The sequence below is a fragment of the Micromonospora sp. NBC_00330 genome (assembly GCF_036136635.1).
In the GTDB taxonomy this organism is placed as follows: domain Bacteria; phylum Actinomycetota; class Actinomycetes; order Mycobacteriales; family Micromonosporaceae; genus Micromonospora; species Micromonospora salmantinae.
In genome coordinates this window covers 3,691,965-3,708,660 of sequence record NZ_CP108012.1, presented here as the reverse complement: position 1 = coordinate 3,708,660, position 16,696 = coordinate 3,691,965, and the positions used below count along the sequence as shown (strand labels likewise).

The window sequence follows — 16,696 nt, the reverse complement described above, 5'->3', positions numbered from 1 at the left end:
TCAGGCCGCGCCGACGGAGCGGTAGACCTCCACTGTCTGTCGGGCGATGGCGTCCCAGGAGAAGTGCTGCACCGCGCGCCGCCGGCCGGCCAGGCCGAACCGCTCGGTGCGTGCCGGGTCGGCGAGCAGCGTGTTGATCGCGGCCGCCAGGTCGGCCACGAAGCGGTCCGGGTCCAGTGGGGTGCCGGAGCCGTCGGTGGCCTGCTCGATCGGCACCAGCAGGCCGGTCTCGTCGTCGGCCACGACCTCGGGGATGCCACCGGTCGCGGTCGCCACCACCGCCGTCTCGCAGGCCATCGCCTCCAGGTTGACGATGCCCATCGGTTCGTAGACCGACGGGCAGACGAAGACGGTGGCGTGCGTGAGCACCTGGATCACCTCCGGCTTGGGCAGCATCTCGGCCACCCAGACCACGCCGGAACGGTTGGCCCGCAGCTCGGCGACCAACTCCTCCACCTCGGCGGCGATCTCGGCGGTGTCCGGCGCGCCGGCGAGCAGGACGAGCTGGGTGTCCGCCGGCAACTCCCGGGCGGCCCGCAGCAGGTACGGCAGCCCCTTCTGCCGGGTGATCCTTCCCACGTAGACCACGCTGGGGCGGGACGGGTCGACGCCGAGCCGGTCGAGCACGTCGGTGCCCTGATCCGGGGCGTACTGGACGGTGTCGATGCCGTTGTAGACCACCCGGACCCGGTCGGGGTCGATCTGCGGGTACGCGGTGAGCACGTCGTTGCGCATTCCGCCGCTGACCGCGATCACCGCGTCGGCGGCCTCCATCGCGGTGCGCTCGATCCAGGAGGAGAGCGCGTAACCGCCGCCGAGCTGCTCGGCCTTCCACGGCCGCAGCGGCTCCAAGCTGTGCGCGGTCACCACGTGCGGCACACCGTGCAGCAGCTTCGCGGTGTGGCCGGCCAGGTTCGCGTACCAGGTGTGGCTGTGCACCACGTCGGTCCCGGCCGCGCCGGCGGCCATCTCCAGGTCCACGCCCATCGTGCGCAGCGCGGCGTTCGCGCCGGTCAGGCCCGGCGGTTCGGCGTACGCGGTGACGCCCGGCTCGGTGCGCGGCAGGCCGAAGCAGTGCACCCGTACGTCGGCGAGACCGCGCAGCTCCCGAGCCAGGTACTCGACGTGCACGCCCGCGCCGCCGTAGACCTCCGGTGGGTACTCGCGGGTGAGCAGATCGACGCGCAGGGATCCGGTGGCCGGGGAGGAGTCGGTCATGTGCGCACCCTAGTGCAGAAGACTCCCCGTACGAGTGGTGAAGTGGGACGCGGGTGGATAGCGTCGGGGCATGGCTGCCAAGGTGCTCGCGATCGTCCTGGCGGGTGGGGAGGGCAAGCGCCTGATGCCACTCACCACGGATCGGGCCAAGCCGGCCGTCCCGTTCGGCGGGATGTACCGCATGGTCGACTTCGTCCTCTCCAACCTGGCCAACGCCGGCTATCTCAAGATCGTCGTGCTGACCCAGTACAAGTCCCACTCCCTCGACCGACACATCACCAAGACCTGGCGGATGTCCACGCTGCTCGGCAACTACGTCACCCCGGTGCCGGCGCAGCAGCGTCGTGGTCCGTGGTGGTTCGCCGGCTCGGCCGACGCCATCTACCAGAGCTTCAACCTGATCAACGACGAGCAGCCCGACTACGTGATCGTCTTCGGCGCCGACCACATCTACCGGATGGACCCGCGGCAGATGGTGGAGGACCACATCGCCTCCGGCGCGGCGGTGACGGTGGCCGGCATCCGCCAGCCGCTGTCGATGGCCGACCAGTTCGGCGTCATCGAGGTCGGCGAGGACGGCAAGCGGATCCGCGCGTTCCGCGAGAAGCCCACCGACGCGGTCGGTCTGCCCGACGCGCCGGACGAGATCTACGCCTCGATGGGCAACTACGTCTTCACCACCCGGGCGCTCTGCGAGGCGGTCGAGCGCGACGCGGAAGACAAGTCCAGCAAGCACGACATGGGCGGCAGCATCATCCCGATGCTCGTCGAACGCGGCGAGGCAAACGTCTACGACTTCCGCGACAACGAGGTGCCGGGCAGCACCGACCGTGATCGCGGCTACTGGCGTGACGTGGGAACGCTCGACTCGTTCTACGACGCGCACATGGACCTGATCAACGTGCACCCCGTCTTCAACATGTACAACTTCGACTGGCCGATCTACACCGAGCAGCCGCCGTGGCCGCCGGCGAAGTTCGTGCACCAGTGGGGTGAGCGGGTCGGCCGGGCGGTCGGCTCGATGGTCTCCCCGGGTGTGGTGATCTCCGGCTCGTTGGTGGAGAACTCGATCGTCTCGCCGAAGGTGCGGGTGCACTCCTGGGCGCACGTCGAGGGCTCGGTGCTGATGGAGGGTGTGGAGATCGGCCGGCACGCTGTGGTCCGGCGGGCCATCCTGGACAAGAACGTGTTCGTCCCGGAGGGCGTCGAGATCGGCGTCGACCTGGAGAAGGACCGGCAGCGCTACACCGTTTCCGACAACGGCATCGTGGTGATCGGCAAGGGCCAGAAGGTCGTGCCGTGACCGACAGGCACTCCCCGAGGAGGATCCCGCAGTGACCCACCCCCGTGCCGGCCAGCCCGCCGAGCCCGCCGACCTGGTCGACGTGCCGCGCCTGGTGACCGCCTACTACGCCGAGCATCCGGATCCCGCGGACCCGGCCCAGCAGGTCTCGTTCGGCACCTCCGGCCACCGCGGCTCCAGCCTGCGCAACGCGTTCAACTCCGACCACATCCTCGCGGTCACCCAGGCGCTCTGCGACTACCGGCGCGAGCAGGGGCTGGACGGGCCGCTCTTCCTCGCCCGGGACACCCACGCGCTCTCCGCGCCGGCCGCTGTGGACGCCCTGGAGGTGCTCGCCGCCAACGGGGTCACAGTGCTGGTGGACAGCCGCGACGGTTACACACCGACCCCGGCGCTGTCGCACGCGATCCTCACGCACAACCGTGGGCGGACCAGCGGGCTCGCCGACGGCATCGTCATCACCCCGTCGCACAACCCGCCAGACGACGGCGGTTTCAAGTACAACCCCACTAACGGTGGGCCGGCCGACACCGACGTGACCCGGTGGATCCAGGATCGGGCCAACGCCATCCTCGCCGCCGGGCTCAAGGAGGTCCGCCGGATCACCTACGCGCGGGCGCGGGCCGCCGACACCACCGGGGAGTACGACTTCCTCGCCAACTACGTCGACGACCTGCCGGCGGCGATCGACATCGACGCGATCCGCGACGCGGGGATCCGCATCGGCGCGGACCCGCTGGGCGGGGCGAGCGTGGCGTACTGGGGTGAGATCGCCGAGCGGCACCGCCTGGACCTGACGGTGGTCAACCCGACGGTCGACCCGACCTGGCGGTTCATGACCCTGGACGGCGACGGCAAGATCCGGATGGACTGCTCCTCGCCGAACGCGATGGCGTCGCTGATCGCCGCGCGGGCCGACTACCAGATCTCCACGGGCAACGACGCCGACGCCGACCGGCACGGCATCGTCACCCCGGACGCCGGGCTGATGAACCCCAACCACTACCTGGCGGTGGCGATTCGTCACCTGTTCCGCACGCGCAGCGAGTGGGGGCCGGACGCTGCGGTGGGCAAGACCCTGGTCTCCTCGTCGATGATCGACCGGGTCGCCGCCGACCTGGGGCGGCCGCTGCTGGAGGTGCCGGTCGGCTTCAAGTGGTTCGTACCCGGCCTGCTGGACGGCGCTGTCGGCTTCGGTGGCGAGGAGAGCGCCGGGGCGTCGTTCCTGCGGCGCGACGGCTCGACCTGGACCACCGACAAGGACGGCCTGCTGCTCTGCCTGCTCGCCGCCGAAATCCAGGCCACCACCGGCCGCAGCCCGAGCGAGCACTGGGCCGAGTTGGCCGAACGCTTCGGTGCCCCCGCGTACGCCCGGATCGACGCCCCGGCCACCCGGGAGCAGAAGGCCGTGCTCGGCAAGCTCTCCCCGGAGCAGGTCACCGCCACCGAGCTCGCCGGTGAGCCGATCACCTCGACGCTGACCACCGCCCCCGGTAACGGCGCGGCGATCGGTGGCCTCAAGGTCAGCACCGAGTCCGGCTGGTTCGCCGCCCGTCCGTCCGGCACCGAGGACGTCTACAAGATCTACGCCGAGTCCTTCCAGGGCCCCGACCACCTCAAGAAGATCCAGGAGGAAGCCAAAGCCCTGGTAGACCAAGCCCTGACCCCCTGACCGCGGGGTCAGCAGGGCGGCGGTAGTTCTCGTTGGGTGCGGCGAAGCTCCTCGGGGAGCAGTTCGCGGAGCTGCTCGGGCAGGAACGGCAGGTCGAGCAGCGTCATCTTCAACTGATTGCGTTCCTGGTAGCGCAGCGGGTCGAAGCGCACCACCAGGCCTGCGTTGCGGCGGTAGCTGATCTCCACCGCTCCCTCGGTGGCCGGGTCGCGGAACACCAACCCGTCCATCTCCACCACCACGGGGGACGAGTCGGGCTCCAACTCCAGCCGGATCTTCTCGTCCGGTGAGAGCACCACCGACCGGGAGATGCCGGCCATCGGCGCCGACGGCGTGACCACCATCGAGTCCGCCGCCGGGGAGATCAGCGGGCCGCCGGCGGCGTAGCTGTACGCAGTGGAGCCGATCGGGGTGCTGACCACCACGGCGTCGCACCGGTAGTAGCCGTACTGCTGGCCGTCGATGGCGAGCGTGACGTTGACGAAGCCGGAGCCGGGCTGGCGTACCAGCGCGATGTCGTTGAACGCCACCACGTCGTCGCCACACACGTCGCAGGCGAGGCAGGCGTGCGACTCGACCGTGAACTCCTTCGACAGCAACCGGCTCAGCGCCTCAGGCAGTTCCGGCGGCTCGATCTCCACGAGAAAACCCACACGACCCAGGTGTACGCCGAGCACCGGCTTCGGGTCGAGGACGGCGGATCGCAGCGCACCCAACATGGTGCCGTCGCCGCCGATGCTGATCAAGGCGTCGGCGCGGGTCGCCACCTCGTCCGCCGGCACCGGCACGATGCAGGACGAGACACGGTGCTGGTCCTCCTCGCGCACCATCAGCGTCTTGTGGTGACGCTTCGCCCACCGTTCGATGATTCCGACCACCTCGGTGACATCCCGGGTGGGGTGCAGCACAAGTCCCAGCCCCGACACCCGTACAGCTCACCACATCGGCGGCGACCGTACCCGGCGTACACCGAAGGTGCGCCGACGGTCCGCGGACCGTCGGCGCACCTCGCCGCCGTCAGGGGCGGGGCTGCCCGGTGAGGTGGGTCAGCGAGCGGGCGACCAGGTCGTCGCGGGCCGCCGGAGGCAGACCCTCCAACCCGAAGCCCAGATACACCGTGTCCCCGGTGACCACCACCGAGCCCTCCTCGAACGCCTGCTGGCTGCGCGACCAGTCGTTGGCGTTGCCGGCGGAGCCGGGCGGTGGGCCGGCCACCGTCCAGCCACCCAGGTCGGCCGACTCGAACGAGGTCTCCGCCACTGTCGACCCGTCGACAAGCACCCGTGCGTCGTCCAGGAAGACGCCGAGACCCTGGGTGCTCCAGTCCGAGGCGTACGTGATCGACACCTCGACCTGCTTACCGGCGTAGCCCGACAGGTCGGCCACGAACTCCTTCCAGCCTCCCGACGACCCGCTCGCCGCGTTCCAGGTGCCGGTGCTCCCGGTGGGGGAGCAGTCGGTGCCCTGGTAGTGCGCGAGGAACGGGTGCAACTGCTCCACCCAGCCCTCGGCGCAGCTGTCCCCGGTGACAGTGCTGGTCTTGCCGTTGGCGTCCGGCAGTGTCGTCCAGTCGTCGCTGCCCACCTCGTGCGCCTCGACGAACATGAAGTCCCAGTCCTGCTCGATCTCGTAGGAGGTGAAGAAGCGCAACTCGGCGCTGCTCGCCCCGGTGAGGTCCACCGTGCGCGTGAGCCGCTTGTACGACTCGTCGGTCTGCCCGCTGTACAGGTACCACTCACCCGTACGCGGATCGAACGGCGCGCCGCCCGGGCGGGACCAGCCCACCGGCGCGGAACTGGCGAACTGCGGGAACTCGTCCGGCGGCAGGAAGCTCGACGTGGTCAGGAACGACGCGGTGTGCGCCTGGTTCTCCGCCGAGCCGGAGGCGTTCAGCTGCCCCTCGAAGCCGGTGAACGCCGCGTCGGTCCCGGCGACCGGGTACGGCTCCCCGTCCGGGCTGGTTCCGCCGTCGCTGACGTAGGTGTGCGCGCCCAGCCAGTACTGCTGGAAGTCGTTCAACAGCGGCAGACAGCTGGCGGCCTCGGCGTCGGTGCACTCCGGTGGCGCGTCCGGGTGATAGACGTACGACCCGTTGGCGCCCTGCGCGAACAACGCGTACTGGCCGCTGACCAGCAGTTTGCCGCCCTCGTTCAGGTAGTCCCGAACGGCCAGCTCGGTTTCCAGCGCCGCCCTGGCCGTCGTGCCGGCCACCTGACCGGGGGAGCGCAGGATCACGTCGTCGCCGGTCTCCCAGACCACCGCCTCGTAGTGCGACAGCACGCCGAGCGGGTGCGGCGCCTTGCGGCCCATCGCGTCGAAGTCGTACACGTCGCTGCTGCGCCCGGCGGCGCCCAGCGACGCCGCGACCTCGTCGGCGTACTTCGCCGTGGTGCCGGTCTGCGCCGGGCTGAGGCCGGTGACGTCCTCCACAGCGAGGACCAGCACATCGCCGCCGATGTCGTCGTGCACCCGATAGGTGAAGTGTTCGCTGGCCACCACCCCGGCACGCGGTTTGTTCCCGGTGAACCAGACCTCCACCCGGTCGCCCGGCTTCGCGCCGCTGACAGTGCCCCGTAGCTCGGCGTAGTAGTCGTCGTGTGTGTCGCCGTACCGCTCGCCGCCGCGCCACTCGCGGACCGCGACCGTCTTCGGCCGCCCGCCGTTGACCGTGTAGTGCATCCGCACGTTCCTCAGCGCCCGACGGGTGATCGCGGCGACCTGCTGGGTGCGCCCGTACGAGGTGTCGAAGGCGTCCACCACGAAGTCCGGAGTGCTGCGACCGACCACCGAGACCGGGTCGTCCGGGTCCGCCGCCGACCGGGCCACTGCCAACGCGAACGGTAGGTTCTTGCTCACCTCGCCGGCGATCAGCGCCTCGTCGTCAGGGAAGATGAAGCCGCTGACGCAGTCCTCCGGACGCCACTGGTCGTCCGGGTCGACGGCCGAGGCGGCCTCGCAGGTGGACATCTCCGGGGTGAAGCCCAGCGTGCCGTACTTGACGGTGGCGTGACTGTCGGTGTCACCGTTCGTGGTGTACAGCTCCGCGGAGATGTCCGGGTCGTAGCCGGGCACCGCCGGGTGCGCGTCGTCCCCGACCATCGCCTTGTAGATCTCGTCGTCCGGGCTGGGGGTGCTCACCTGCCAGCCGATGCCGTAGAGCAGCAACTCGGCGGCCGAGTGGTAGTTGACGAAGAACTCGAACCCGACCCGCTTGAAGAGCCGGTCCAACGCCTTGGTCTCCGGCTCGGAGTTGGGGCCCGGGCCCCGGTAGGTCTCGCTGTTGGGCTCCGGCGACGAGCCCTCGTTGTCGTACCCCCACTTGTAGCTGAAGTTGCGGTTGAGGTCGACGCCGTCACCGGAGCCGATCTGACCGTCACCGTTGTTGTCCCGCAGGTTCTTGCGCCACAGACGATTGCCGGGGGTGAACGTGAAGTCGTACCCGTCCGGGTTGGCGACCGGCAGGAACCACAGCTCGGTCGTGTCCAGCAGTCGGGTGATCTCCCGGTTCGTGCCGTAGCTGTCCAGCACGTGGTGCATCAGCCGGCGGGTCATCTCCGGGGTGATCCACTCGCGAGCGTGCTGCGCACCGGCATAGAGCACCGCCGGCCGCCGGCCGTCCGCGACGGTCCGCGCGTTCTTGGTGACCTTCACGGCGACGATCGGCTGGCCCTGCTGGCTGCGCCCGATCGTCTCCACCTTGGTCAGCTTGGGATACCGGGCCGCTGTGGCGTTCAGCTCGTCTCGCAGGCCGCCCGGCTCACCGTAGGGACGGAAACTCGTCCAGCCGGCCGCGGCCTGCTCCCGCAGCGCCTGCGACGCGTCCTTGCCTCGCACCTTCTTCACCGACAGCGGTACGCCCTTGTCGGCCAACCGCTTCGCCTGCCGTCGGCTGAGGACCGTCTCGACAGTCGTGCGGCCGGACGCGTCCACCTTCGCGTCGTGGCCGAGGTCGACCCCCGCCGCGCGCAGTTGCTCCCGCTGCTTCGCGTCGACAGTGCCGACGTACACCTCCAGGCCGTCGCGGACGCCCGGGTCGGACGGCGGCCGCGCGCTGGCCGGTGGGGTCAGTGCCAGTGCGCCGAGCAGGGTGACCACGCCGGCGATCGCCAGTCGTCTCGGTCTCATCGCGCCTCCTTGGGTGAAGGACCTGTAGGCGCGAGCCTTCGGTGTGACGCTATCGATGTCAATCAGTCGATGGGGGAAACGTCGCTGACCGTGTCGACGTCGCTGCCGTAGGTGGCGGTCGAGCATGTGAAGCTTCAGGCGAGGACCATAAAACTTTTCATCACTTTTGGAACCTTCGGGTCGATATGGTGCCGAGGTGCGGCACATCGGTAAGGAGGCGACATGCAGGCAAGCGTTGTCAGGCAGGAGTTGCGGAGGTTGGCCAGGCGCTACCCGTTCGAGTGGCGGGCACGGCTCGCGAATGAGGTGGAGCGGCAGACGTTCCACATCGGGCTGGTAGCCGAACTCGCGCCCGCCGGCGCCGTCGCCGACATCGGAGGTGGGACAGGGCTCTTCTCGGCCGGCTGCGCCGCCCTGGGGATGTCCGCCACCTTGATCGACGACTTCGCCGACCCGGTGAACGAGGCCCGCACCGATGAACTGCTGGACCTGCACCGCAGTGTCGGCGTCAAGATCGACGTTCGTGACGTCGTCCGGGACGGACTGGGTCTGGCACCCGGGTCGGTCGACGTCATCACCACCTTCGACAGCATGGAGCACTGGCACAGCTCACCAAAACGCTTGTTCGCGGAGGTGACGACTGCCCTGCGTCCCGGTGGGTGGTTTCTGCTCGGCGTACCCAACTGCGTCAACCTCCGCAAGCGGATCACCGTCCCGCTGGGTCGTGGCAAGTGGTCGTCCATGGCCGACTGGTATGAGCGTCCGCACTTCCGGGGCCACGTCCGGGAACCGGACGTCGACGACCTGCGGTACATCGCCCGTGACATGAGGTTGACGAGCGTGCGGATCATCGGTCGCAACTGGCTCGGCCGTGGCCACGCCCATCCGATTGTCCGGACGTTGACCCCGGTAGTGGACCGGGTGCTCCGCAGCCGACCCACTCTCTGCTCGGACATCTACCTGCTCGGACGCAGGGCCCTCGACTGCTGACGGCGTGCCGGCGCCCACGACGAAACCTGACATCGAGCGAAAGGCACCTGCCCGATGGACCGTTCCTTGCCTGGTCGTGCCGTCCTGCACGCCCGTCATCAGGCGCTCGCCCGGAAAATCGCAATGTACGACGAGGACCGGGATCGGGCCTGGATCGAACGGCAGCAGTTACGACGGTTCAACGACGTGTGGGCGTACTGCCTGGCCTCGGTTCCGTTCTACCGGTCGTGGCACCGGGAGCACGGTCTCCCGGAGCGGATCGACCGGCTGGCGGATCTGCGCGGCTTTCCGCAGTTGACCAAGGAGATCCTGATCGCCCGGCAGGACGAGATATTCCAGCACGGCCGGATTCGTGAGGCATACACCACCGGCGGCAGCACCGGCCAGCCCACGCGCTATCCCCGAGGCGCGGGCGAGGTCAACAGTCGGTGGGTCGACGCGTACCTCGGCCGACACTGGGCGGGAGTCCGCCCCACCGACCCGACGGTGCTGCTGTGGGGACATTCCCACCTCTTCGGCTCCGGACTGCCCGGCCGACTGGCCCACCTCAGGCGAAGGCTCGCCGACCTGGTCGTGAACGTCACCCGGGTCAACGCCTACGACCTCAGCGAACCGTCGCTGCGCGCCCACTACCTGGCGGTGCGCCGACGCGACCCGGTCACGATCACTGGCTACACCTCGGCGGTGTTCAAGCTGGCACGGTACATCGAACGAAGCCAGCTCGATCTGGGCGAACCACGGCGCCTGCGGGCGGTGATTCTGTGCGCCGAAACCGCCAGTGACGCGGACGTCGCCCTGCTGGAGCGGGTGTTCAAGGTTCCGGCAGTGATCGAGTACGGCTCGGCCGAGACCGGGGTCCTCGCCATGTCCCGCCGAAGCACGCGGGACATCAGAGTCATCTGGGACAGCTTCGTCTGCCTCACCGACGATGCGGATGGACTCAGCGTCACTACCCTGACCGATCGCGTCTTCCCGCTGGTGAACTACGCCATCGGCGACCGCATCGAGCCGAGCGACGTGGTGGACGGCAACGCCCTGGCGTTTCGTGCGGTCCTCGGCCGGCAGCAGGACATCGTCAGGGTCGGGTCAACGCGGGGATTCCTCGATCTGTCCGCGATCCTCCCCGTTCACATCCTCAAGTCGTACCCCGGCATCGTCGGAGTGCAGTTCCAGCAGCTGCGTCCGGATGCCCTACGAATCCACGTCGAGGCTGACCGGCCACTTGACCTGTCGGACGTGGGCACCTACTTCGTACGCGAACTTCGAAAGGACCATCCCGAGCTGATCGCCGGCTCGATCAGCTTCGCCCAGACCTCCGATCCTGCCCGGACCCGAGCCGGCAAGCACGCCCTCTTCGTCACATGAGATCAAGAGCTGCTCTTGCTCACCGTCCGTTTCTGACAAGGGCGCACGTCGTTTGACAATGGTGCCGACACCTCAGGCTGCCTTCTCCTCCCCGATCGGAATCGCCCCGGGTCAGGTGCCACACCCCCGGCGATCCCCGCGCGCCCCCGGCAGGCGGGTGACCTGGGTCCTGCGGCACTACCCGATCTCCATCCTGGTGCTGGCGCCGTACGCGCTGCTCCTCCTACCGATGGCGGTGCTGTACACCAACCCGCAGACCATGTTCATCCTCCGGCTGCTGGGTGCGGCGCTCGTCGGCACGCTGATCGTCGAGACGACTGCCCTCACGGCTCGTCCGCAACGGCACTGGCGGCCCAGCGCCGCCGCGGTGAACGCGTCCCACCGCTACGTGTACGTGGTTGCTCGCCTCGTCACCGTCATCAGCGTCGCTGCCTCGATCACCGCTGCCCAAGCCGGGCAGGGCACCATCTTCACGCGGTGGGCCTGATCGAAGAATGACCGACCCACTCGATTCAACCGCGCTGGTTCCCCGTACGCGGCCGAACCGCGCTCGCGCCCTGGTCCAGGGCTTCCTCGGTGGTCGTGCGCCGTGGGCGGTGGTGACGGCGGCTCTGTCGGGTCTGGGCAATCTGCTGCTCTCGTTGACCGTCGCGCGGCTGGCGCCGATCGACGACCTGGGCCGGTTCGCCCTGGCCTTCTCCCTCTACGTGTTGGTCACCGGCCTGTCCCGGACGGTGGTGACCGAGGCGGTACTGGTCGAGGCGGCGGCGCAGCCGGCCAATCGTCCTGCGGTCACCGCGGGCAGTCGCCGGGTAGCCGCCGTCGGCGTCGGGTGCGCTGTCCCGCTCCTCGCCGCCGGGGTCATCGACCGCTCCGGCTACCTGATTCTCGCCGGCATCGCGCTGCCAGGGCTGTTGCTGCACGACTACGCGAGAAACGTCGACGTGGGAGTGGGACGACCGCGCTCTCCGTGCGCGCGAGAGGCGGTCTGGACCGTGCTGACCGCGCTCGCGGCTCTGCTGGGCCTGACCAACGTCGTGGGTCCGTCGGTCGTCTTCGGCCTGTGGGCGGGCACCGGTGCCCTTCTCGGCTGCGCCACGGCTGTCCTCAGGGGTCATCAGGTCAGGCCGGGCTGGCGCATGGACCGTGCCGGCAGCCGTGCATCCGCCAGCTATGGGCTTCAGTTCCTGCTCACCGCCGGTTCGGCCCAACTCGCCCTGACGGCGTTGGGCGTGACCGCAGGCATGGCGGTCGTGGGCTCGTTGAGCGCCGGACGTACCCTGCTTGGTCCGGCGACGCTCCTCGTGGGAAGCGCCTCCCCGCTGGTCATTCCGCACCTCGCCAGTCTCCGGGTGGCGACGGGATCCGCACGGCGGCGAGGCGCCGCGCGGATCACGATCACCCTGCTGCTCGCCACCGCACCGGCCTGCCTCTTCGTCCTCCTGTTGCCCGACCGCGTGGGAGAGGCGGTCCTCGGCGACAACTGGCGGCACGCGGAGCCGCTGTTGTGGCTGCTCGCCTTGGAGGTCCTACTCGGGGGGGTGGCCATGGTGGGGTTCGCGGGGCATCGGGTTCAAGGTGCCGCACGGCGGGCGCTGCTCCTCGGCGGTGCGCTCGGCGTCCTCAGAGTTCCCGTGGTGGTCGCGTCCGCCGTGGCGTGGGGGGCGGTCGGTGCCGCGGTCGCCCTGGCGCTCATGGGGCTGATCAGCGCTGCGGCCTGGTGGGCCAGTTACCTGCAGATCACCAGCGGCAGTCGCGATGGTGGTACGCACGCCGGGAACAGTGGACCAGCAGTTACGCCGCAGACCACTGCGGGCACCGCTGGGCGCGGGCCCACGCTCTCCGCGCCCCGCGTCAGCGGCAGTAGTTGATCCCGGAAAGCGCGCTACGCACCCGGTCCATAATGATCTTCAGGTCCACGTCCGACAGCTCGGCGTAGGTCGGCAGGTTGATGCCCCGCTGGGCCAGGTCGGCGCTGACGGGGTAATCACCGCCGGCGTCCGCGTACGGCGGCAGATGCGGGATGGGAACGAAGAACGGACGCGTCTCGACTCCGAGCAGGTCGAGCGTCCGGGCCAGTTCGTCGCGTAGCCCCTCCGTACCCGCGGGGCCGACGAGGAAAGACGCCATCCACGGTGCGCGGCGCACACCTGGGCCGACCGGCTGAGGGCCGAGCAGCGGAGGATCGCTCAGATCACGCTCGTATGTGGCGATGACCCCCTCCCGCCGGCTGATGATCTCGTCGGCGCGTTCGAGCTGGGCGCAGAGCAGTGCCGCCGCCAGGTTCGTGAGCCGATAGTTGAAGCCGACGACGGGGAAGAAGTAGCGCCGACGTGGGTCCATGCCCTGGTTGCGGAGCAGCCGCATCCGGTCGGCCAGCCCCGAATCGGAGGTGGTGACGCAGCCGCCTTCACCAGCCGTGATCACCTTGTTGCCGAAGAACGAGAAGGTGGTGGCGTCGGCCAGGTCGCCGGTCGGGCGGCCGTCCAGGAGGGCGCCGAACGACTCGGCGGCGTCGGCGACCAGGAGCAGACCGTGCTGCTCGCAGATCGCCCGGAGCGCGGGGTAGTCGGCCGGGTGGCCGTACAGGTCGACGGCCACGACGGCACGGGTACGGGGGCCGACAGAGGCAGCGACCTGTTCCACGTCGATGCACCAGGTATCCGGTGAGACGTCGACGAAGACCGGGCGGGCGCCGCAGTAGGTCACCGCGTTGGCGGTGGCGATGTAGGTCAGAGCCGGAACGATGACCTCGTCGCCAGGGCCGATTCCAGCTGCCGCGAGGACGAGGTGGATCGCCACTGTGCCATTGCCGGTGGCCACGGCCGCCGTCGCACCGCACCTGGCCGCGAACTGTTCCTCGAACTTCCGTAGGTATGGCCCCTGCGAGGAGATCCAGCCGCTGCGGTAGGCGTCGACCAGGTACCGTTCCTCAAGATCGGACAGGCAGGGGCGGGCAACCGGATAGCGGTCCTGTGCGCTCAACGGGCTCCTTTGGTCAGCAACGTCTCGGCGAACGACGATCGAGGCATCGGCCCTGGCCTGCCCGCCCGCACCCAGTCCAGCACGGCGACGTAGTCGGCAGCGGTGTCCTGCCACGTGCGTGCCGCCAGGAGCGCCCCAGCTGCCCGAGAGGCGCGCGCGTAGTGCTCCCGTTCACGTAGTAACCGCCGGACGGCCTCAGCGAGGGCAGCCGGGTCGTGTGCCGCGAAAACAGCCGCGTCGGCCCCGGTGAAGTCGAGCTGGGCCAGCAGAGGCTCCGAGTCGGCGCAGGCTACCGGGACCCCCCAACTGAAGGCCTCCAACATGGCCCCGCTGGCCGCCTCCCACAGGGACGGCACGACCACCGCCGAGGCGCGGGCGTACAGCGACGCCAGATCCTCGGTGCTGACGAATCCTGGAAAGGAGACCCGGCCCCGCAGGTCGGGCCGTTCGGCGCGGGCGAGCAGTCGGCTGGCCTCCGGTTCCACCAGGGGCCCCGGGCACACAAGGCGGCACTCCGGGAGCAGCGCCATCGCCTCCAGCAACGTGGCGTGGTTCTTCAGCGGCGCGGTCGACGACGGGAACACCAGCAGACCCGGTTCGGGTTCGGTCGACAGTTGCGGCCGTGCGGCATGGAAGGCAGGCAACGGAATCATGGCGATCTTGTCGCGTGCTTCGGGAAACGCCCGTACCGCCTGCTCGTAGGGGTGTGGCCAGGACATCACCACGGCCCCCGCCCGGGCCACGTTCCGTCGGATGACCTCCGCGAAGCCTGCCGAGCCGAGGCCCGGCTGGAGGGCACGTAGGTCGTGCAACACGATGACCGACGGCTCGGCGTGCACCGGTACGCCCGAGAACGGGTAGACCGTGACGTCCACCCCCGAGGCCGGCGAGCGGTTCAATTGCCGGACGAGGTTGATGGTACGACGCAGAGCCACCGACGTCACCGCCGCGCGAGGGGTGTGCCGACGTAGCAGACGGCCGAGCCGGTTGTCCGTCCGCAGCAACGCGCGGACCTCGGACCAGACGATGCGCTCCGAGGAGACCCTCTGGCGCCACTCGTCGCCGGTTCCGTTGAGTACGTGGACGGTCAGCTCGTGCGGGCCATCAGCCATGCCGTTGAGCAGGCCATAGGTGAATGCCTCGATTCCGGCCGAGTGTCCTGGCCGAACCGAGGTGGCGTCGACGCCGATCCTCACCGGTCCACCCGGACGAGTCGGCCCATCCGCTCGTCCTCAAGGAGTTGCCGGTCGGCGTCCACCATCACCCGCACCAAGTCGGCGAAGTGTGTCTTGGGCGCCCACCCCAGCTGACGGCGGGCCTTGCCGTAGTCGCCGATGAGCGCGTCCACCTCGGCGGGCCGAAAGTAGGCCGGATCTGTGACGACGTACTTCTCCCAGTCGAGCCCGAGGTGCCCGAACGACGCCTCGACGAACTCACGGACGGTGTGTCCCTCGCCTGTCGCCACCACGAAGTCGTCCGGCTCGTCCTGCTGGAGCGTGAGCCAGACCGCCTCCATGTACTCCGGTGCGTACCCCCAGTCCCGGACCGCGTCGAGATTGCCCAGGTAGAGCTTGTCCTGGATGCCGGCCTCGATCCGGGCGACCGCCCGACTGATCTTCCGGGTCACGAAGTTCTCACCCCGTCGAGGGCTCTCGTGGTTGAACAGGATCCCGTTGGAGCAGTGCATCCCGTACGACTCCCGGTAGTTCACGGCGGCCCAGTACGCGAAGACCTTCGCGCAGGCATACGGGCTGCGCGGGTGGAAGGGAGTCTCCTCGCGTTGCGGCGGCGGAGTCGATCCGAACATCTCCGATGAGGAAGCCTGATAGAAGCGGCTGCTCACGCCAGCCAACCGTGCCGCCTCGAGCAGCCGCAGCGCGCCCATTCCGGTGACGTCGGCGGTGTAACTCGGGATGTCGAAGGAGACTCGCACGTGGCTCTGCGCGCCGAGGTTGTAGATCTCGTCAGGCTGAATGTCACGGAGCAGGGCGACCAATGAGCCCGCGTCCGACAGATCGCTGTAGTGAAGGAACAGGCGTGCTTCGGGGTTGCGCGGGTGCACGTCGATCCGGTCGATCCGCTCGGTGTTGAAGCTCGACGACCGACGCTTCAGCCCATGCACCGTGTAGCCCTTGTTGAGGAGGATCTCCGACAGATAACTGCCGTCCTGCCCGGTGATGCCAGTGATCAGTGCGACTCGATTCATGCCGCGCCCTTCCAAAGATGAAATAACCTTCGATCAGTGCACTGCTGGGTGGTTCAATCGCATAATCCGTGCGGGAACGCCCACTACCACGACGTTCTCCGGAACATCACGGACAACCACTGCGCCGGCGCCCACCACCGCGTTCCGTCCAACGGAAATGTTGTCGACGACGGTGGCGCCCGCAGCGATGGTCGCGCCTTGGCCGACCCGGCTGTCGCCAGCCACCCGACACCCGGGCAGCAGCGTGGCGAAGTCACCGATCTCGGCGTCGTGACTCACCGACGCACCTGTGCCGATGTGTACGTGCCGCCCGATTCGAACGTCGGTGGTGAGGATCGCGCCGGGCCACAAGATGCTGCCGTCGCCCAGCGTGCATCGGGCACCGACGGTCGCTGCCGGAGAGACCAACGACCCGGCACGGCGACCGTTGCGGCTGGCCAGCCGATCGATACGAGCCCGTACGCCACCGTCGCCGACGCCGATGAGATAGCGCACCGACGGGTCGGCAGTGTCCAGCCAGTCGTCCTCGCCCAGCCAGGGGACCGGGAACCGGGTCACCTCTTCGGTCCGACGTGGACCGACGCAGCCGAGCAGCCGACGCCCGGCCTGCTCCCCGATCCAGGCGATCTCCCGGGCGTGCCCCGACGTGCCTAGTACGACCAGTGAAGAAACAGACGAGAGTCGATCGGGGGCGGGAACGCGAGCGACCTCGGCGGTGGTCATGGCACCGTTATACCGGCGGCAGGATATCGCCACACCGCTTTCACGTTTTTGCGGGACGGGTGGCGGCGAGAGACGAATCTCTCAGCCGTCAATACTCGCGAAATCGGTA

The 16,696-nt window shown here is 69.1% G+C and carries 13 protein-coding genes; 6 read left to right on the top strand and 7 right to left on the bottom strand.

Features of this window, described 5'->3' with window-relative positions; genetic code table 11:
• Entirely contained in the window at window positions 1-1,218 is a 1,218-nt protein-coding gene (glgA, locus tag OG598_RS16620) for a glycogen synthase (RefSeq protein ID WP_328650018.1), read from the bottom strand.
• A 70-nt stretch (window positions 1,219-1,288) separates the two neighbouring features.
• Between glgA and glgC the strand changes: the two genes are divergently transcribed.
• Both glgC and pgm read left to right on the top strand, forming a co-directional pair.
• Complete coding sequence (glgC, locus tag OG598_RS16615; protein WP_091401467.1) at window positions 1,289-2,521, top strand: glucose-1-phosphate adenylyltransferase; 1,233 nt, start codon at window positions 1,289-1,291, stop codon at window positions 2,519-2,521.
• Window positions 2,522-2,552: 31 nt separating this feature from the next.
• The gene (pgm, locus tag OG598_RS16610; protein WP_328650017.1) at window positions 2,553-4,193 is read left to right on the top strand and encodes a phosphoglucomutase (alpha-D-glucose-1,6-bisphosphate-dependent); all 1,641 of its coding nucleotides are present in this window, start codon (window positions 2,553-2,555) and stop codon (window positions 4,191-4,193) included.
• A gap of 8 nt (window positions 4,194-4,201) precedes the next feature.
• On the opposite strand, the gene OG598_RS16605 is transcribed toward pgm, so the two are convergent.
• Window positions 4,202-5,110 (bottom strand): NAD(+)/NADH kinase, encoded by a 909-nt coding sequence (locus OG598_RS16605; RefSeq protein WP_442931511.1) that lies wholly within the window; start codon window positions 5,108-5,110, stop codon window positions 4,202-4,204.
• A 100-nt stretch (window positions 5,111-5,210) separates the two neighbouring features.
• A complete protein-coding gene (locus tag OG598_RS16600) occupies window positions 5,211-8,318 on the bottom strand; it encodes a M14 family metallopeptidase (RefSeq protein WP_328650015.1) in 3,108 nt (1,035 codons plus the stop codon).
• Window positions 8,319-8,540: 222 nt separating this feature from the next.
• Between OG598_RS16600 and OG598_RS16595 the strand changes: the two genes are divergently transcribed.
• From OG598_RS16595 to OG598_RS16580, 4 genes are all read left to right on the top strand, one after another.
• Entirely contained in the window at window positions 8,541-9,308 is a 768-nt protein-coding gene (locus OG598_RS16595) for a class I SAM-dependent methyltransferase (protein ID WP_328650014.1), read from the top strand.
• 123 nt (window positions 9,309-9,431) lie between these two features.
• The gene (locus OG598_RS16590; protein ID WP_328650013.1) at window positions 9,432-10,673 is read left to right on the top strand and encodes a phenylacetate--CoA ligase family protein; all 1,242 of its coding nucleotides are present in this window, start codon (window positions 9,432-9,434) and stop codon (window positions 10,671-10,673) included.
• Window positions 10,674-10,830: 157 nt separating this feature from the next.
• Window positions 10,831-11,160, top strand: coding sequence for a hypothetical protein (locus OG598_RS16585; protein ID WP_328650012.1), 330 nt, complete (start codon window positions 10,831-10,833; stop codon window positions 11,158-11,160).
• 7 nt (window positions 11,161-11,167) lie between these two features.
• The gene (locus OG598_RS16580; protein WP_328650011.1) at window positions 11,168-12,544 is read left to right on the top strand and encodes a hypothetical protein; all 1,377 of its coding nucleotides are present in this window, start codon (window positions 11,168-11,170) and stop codon (window positions 12,542-12,544) included.
• Here OG598_RS16580 and OG598_RS16575 read toward each other — a convergent pair.
• The 4 genes from OG598_RS16575 to OG598_RS16560 are packed head-to-tail and all read right to left on the bottom strand — an operon-like array spanning window position 12,528 to window position 16,587.
• On the bottom strand, window positions 12,528-13,658 hold the full coding sequence (locus OG598_RS16575; protein ID WP_328650010.1) for a DegT/DnrJ/EryC1/StrS family aminotransferase: 1,131 nt from the start codon (window positions 13,656-13,658) through the stop codon (window positions 12,528-12,530). The two genes, OG598_RS16580 and OG598_RS16575, sit on opposite strands and share 17 nt — an antisense overlap.
• The gene (locus tag OG598_RS16570) at window positions 13,655-14,854 is read right to left on the bottom strand and encodes a glycosyltransferase (protein ID WP_328650009.1); all 1,200 of its coding nucleotides are present in this window, start codon (window positions 14,852-14,854) and stop codon (window positions 13,655-13,657) included. Before OG598_RS16570 ends, OG598_RS16575 begins: the two co-directional genes overlap by 4 nt.
• Window positions 14,851-15,864 carry a GDP-mannose 4,6-dehydratase gene (gene gmd / locus OG598_RS16565; RefSeq protein WP_328650008.1) on the bottom strand — a complete coding sequence of 338 codons (1,014 nt, stop codon included), beginning with the start codon at window positions 15,862-15,864 and terminating at the stop codon, window positions 14,851-14,853. Before gmd ends, OG598_RS16570 begins: the two co-directional genes overlap by 4 nt.
• Window positions 15,865-15,897: 33 nt before the next feature.
• Window positions 15,898-16,587, bottom strand: a complete 690-nt coding sequence (locus tag OG598_RS16560) for a NeuD/PglB/VioB family sugar acetyltransferase (protein WP_328650007.1) — start codon at window positions 16,585-16,587, stop codon at window positions 15,898-15,900.
• Window positions 16,588-16,696: the final 109 nt, after the last annotated feature.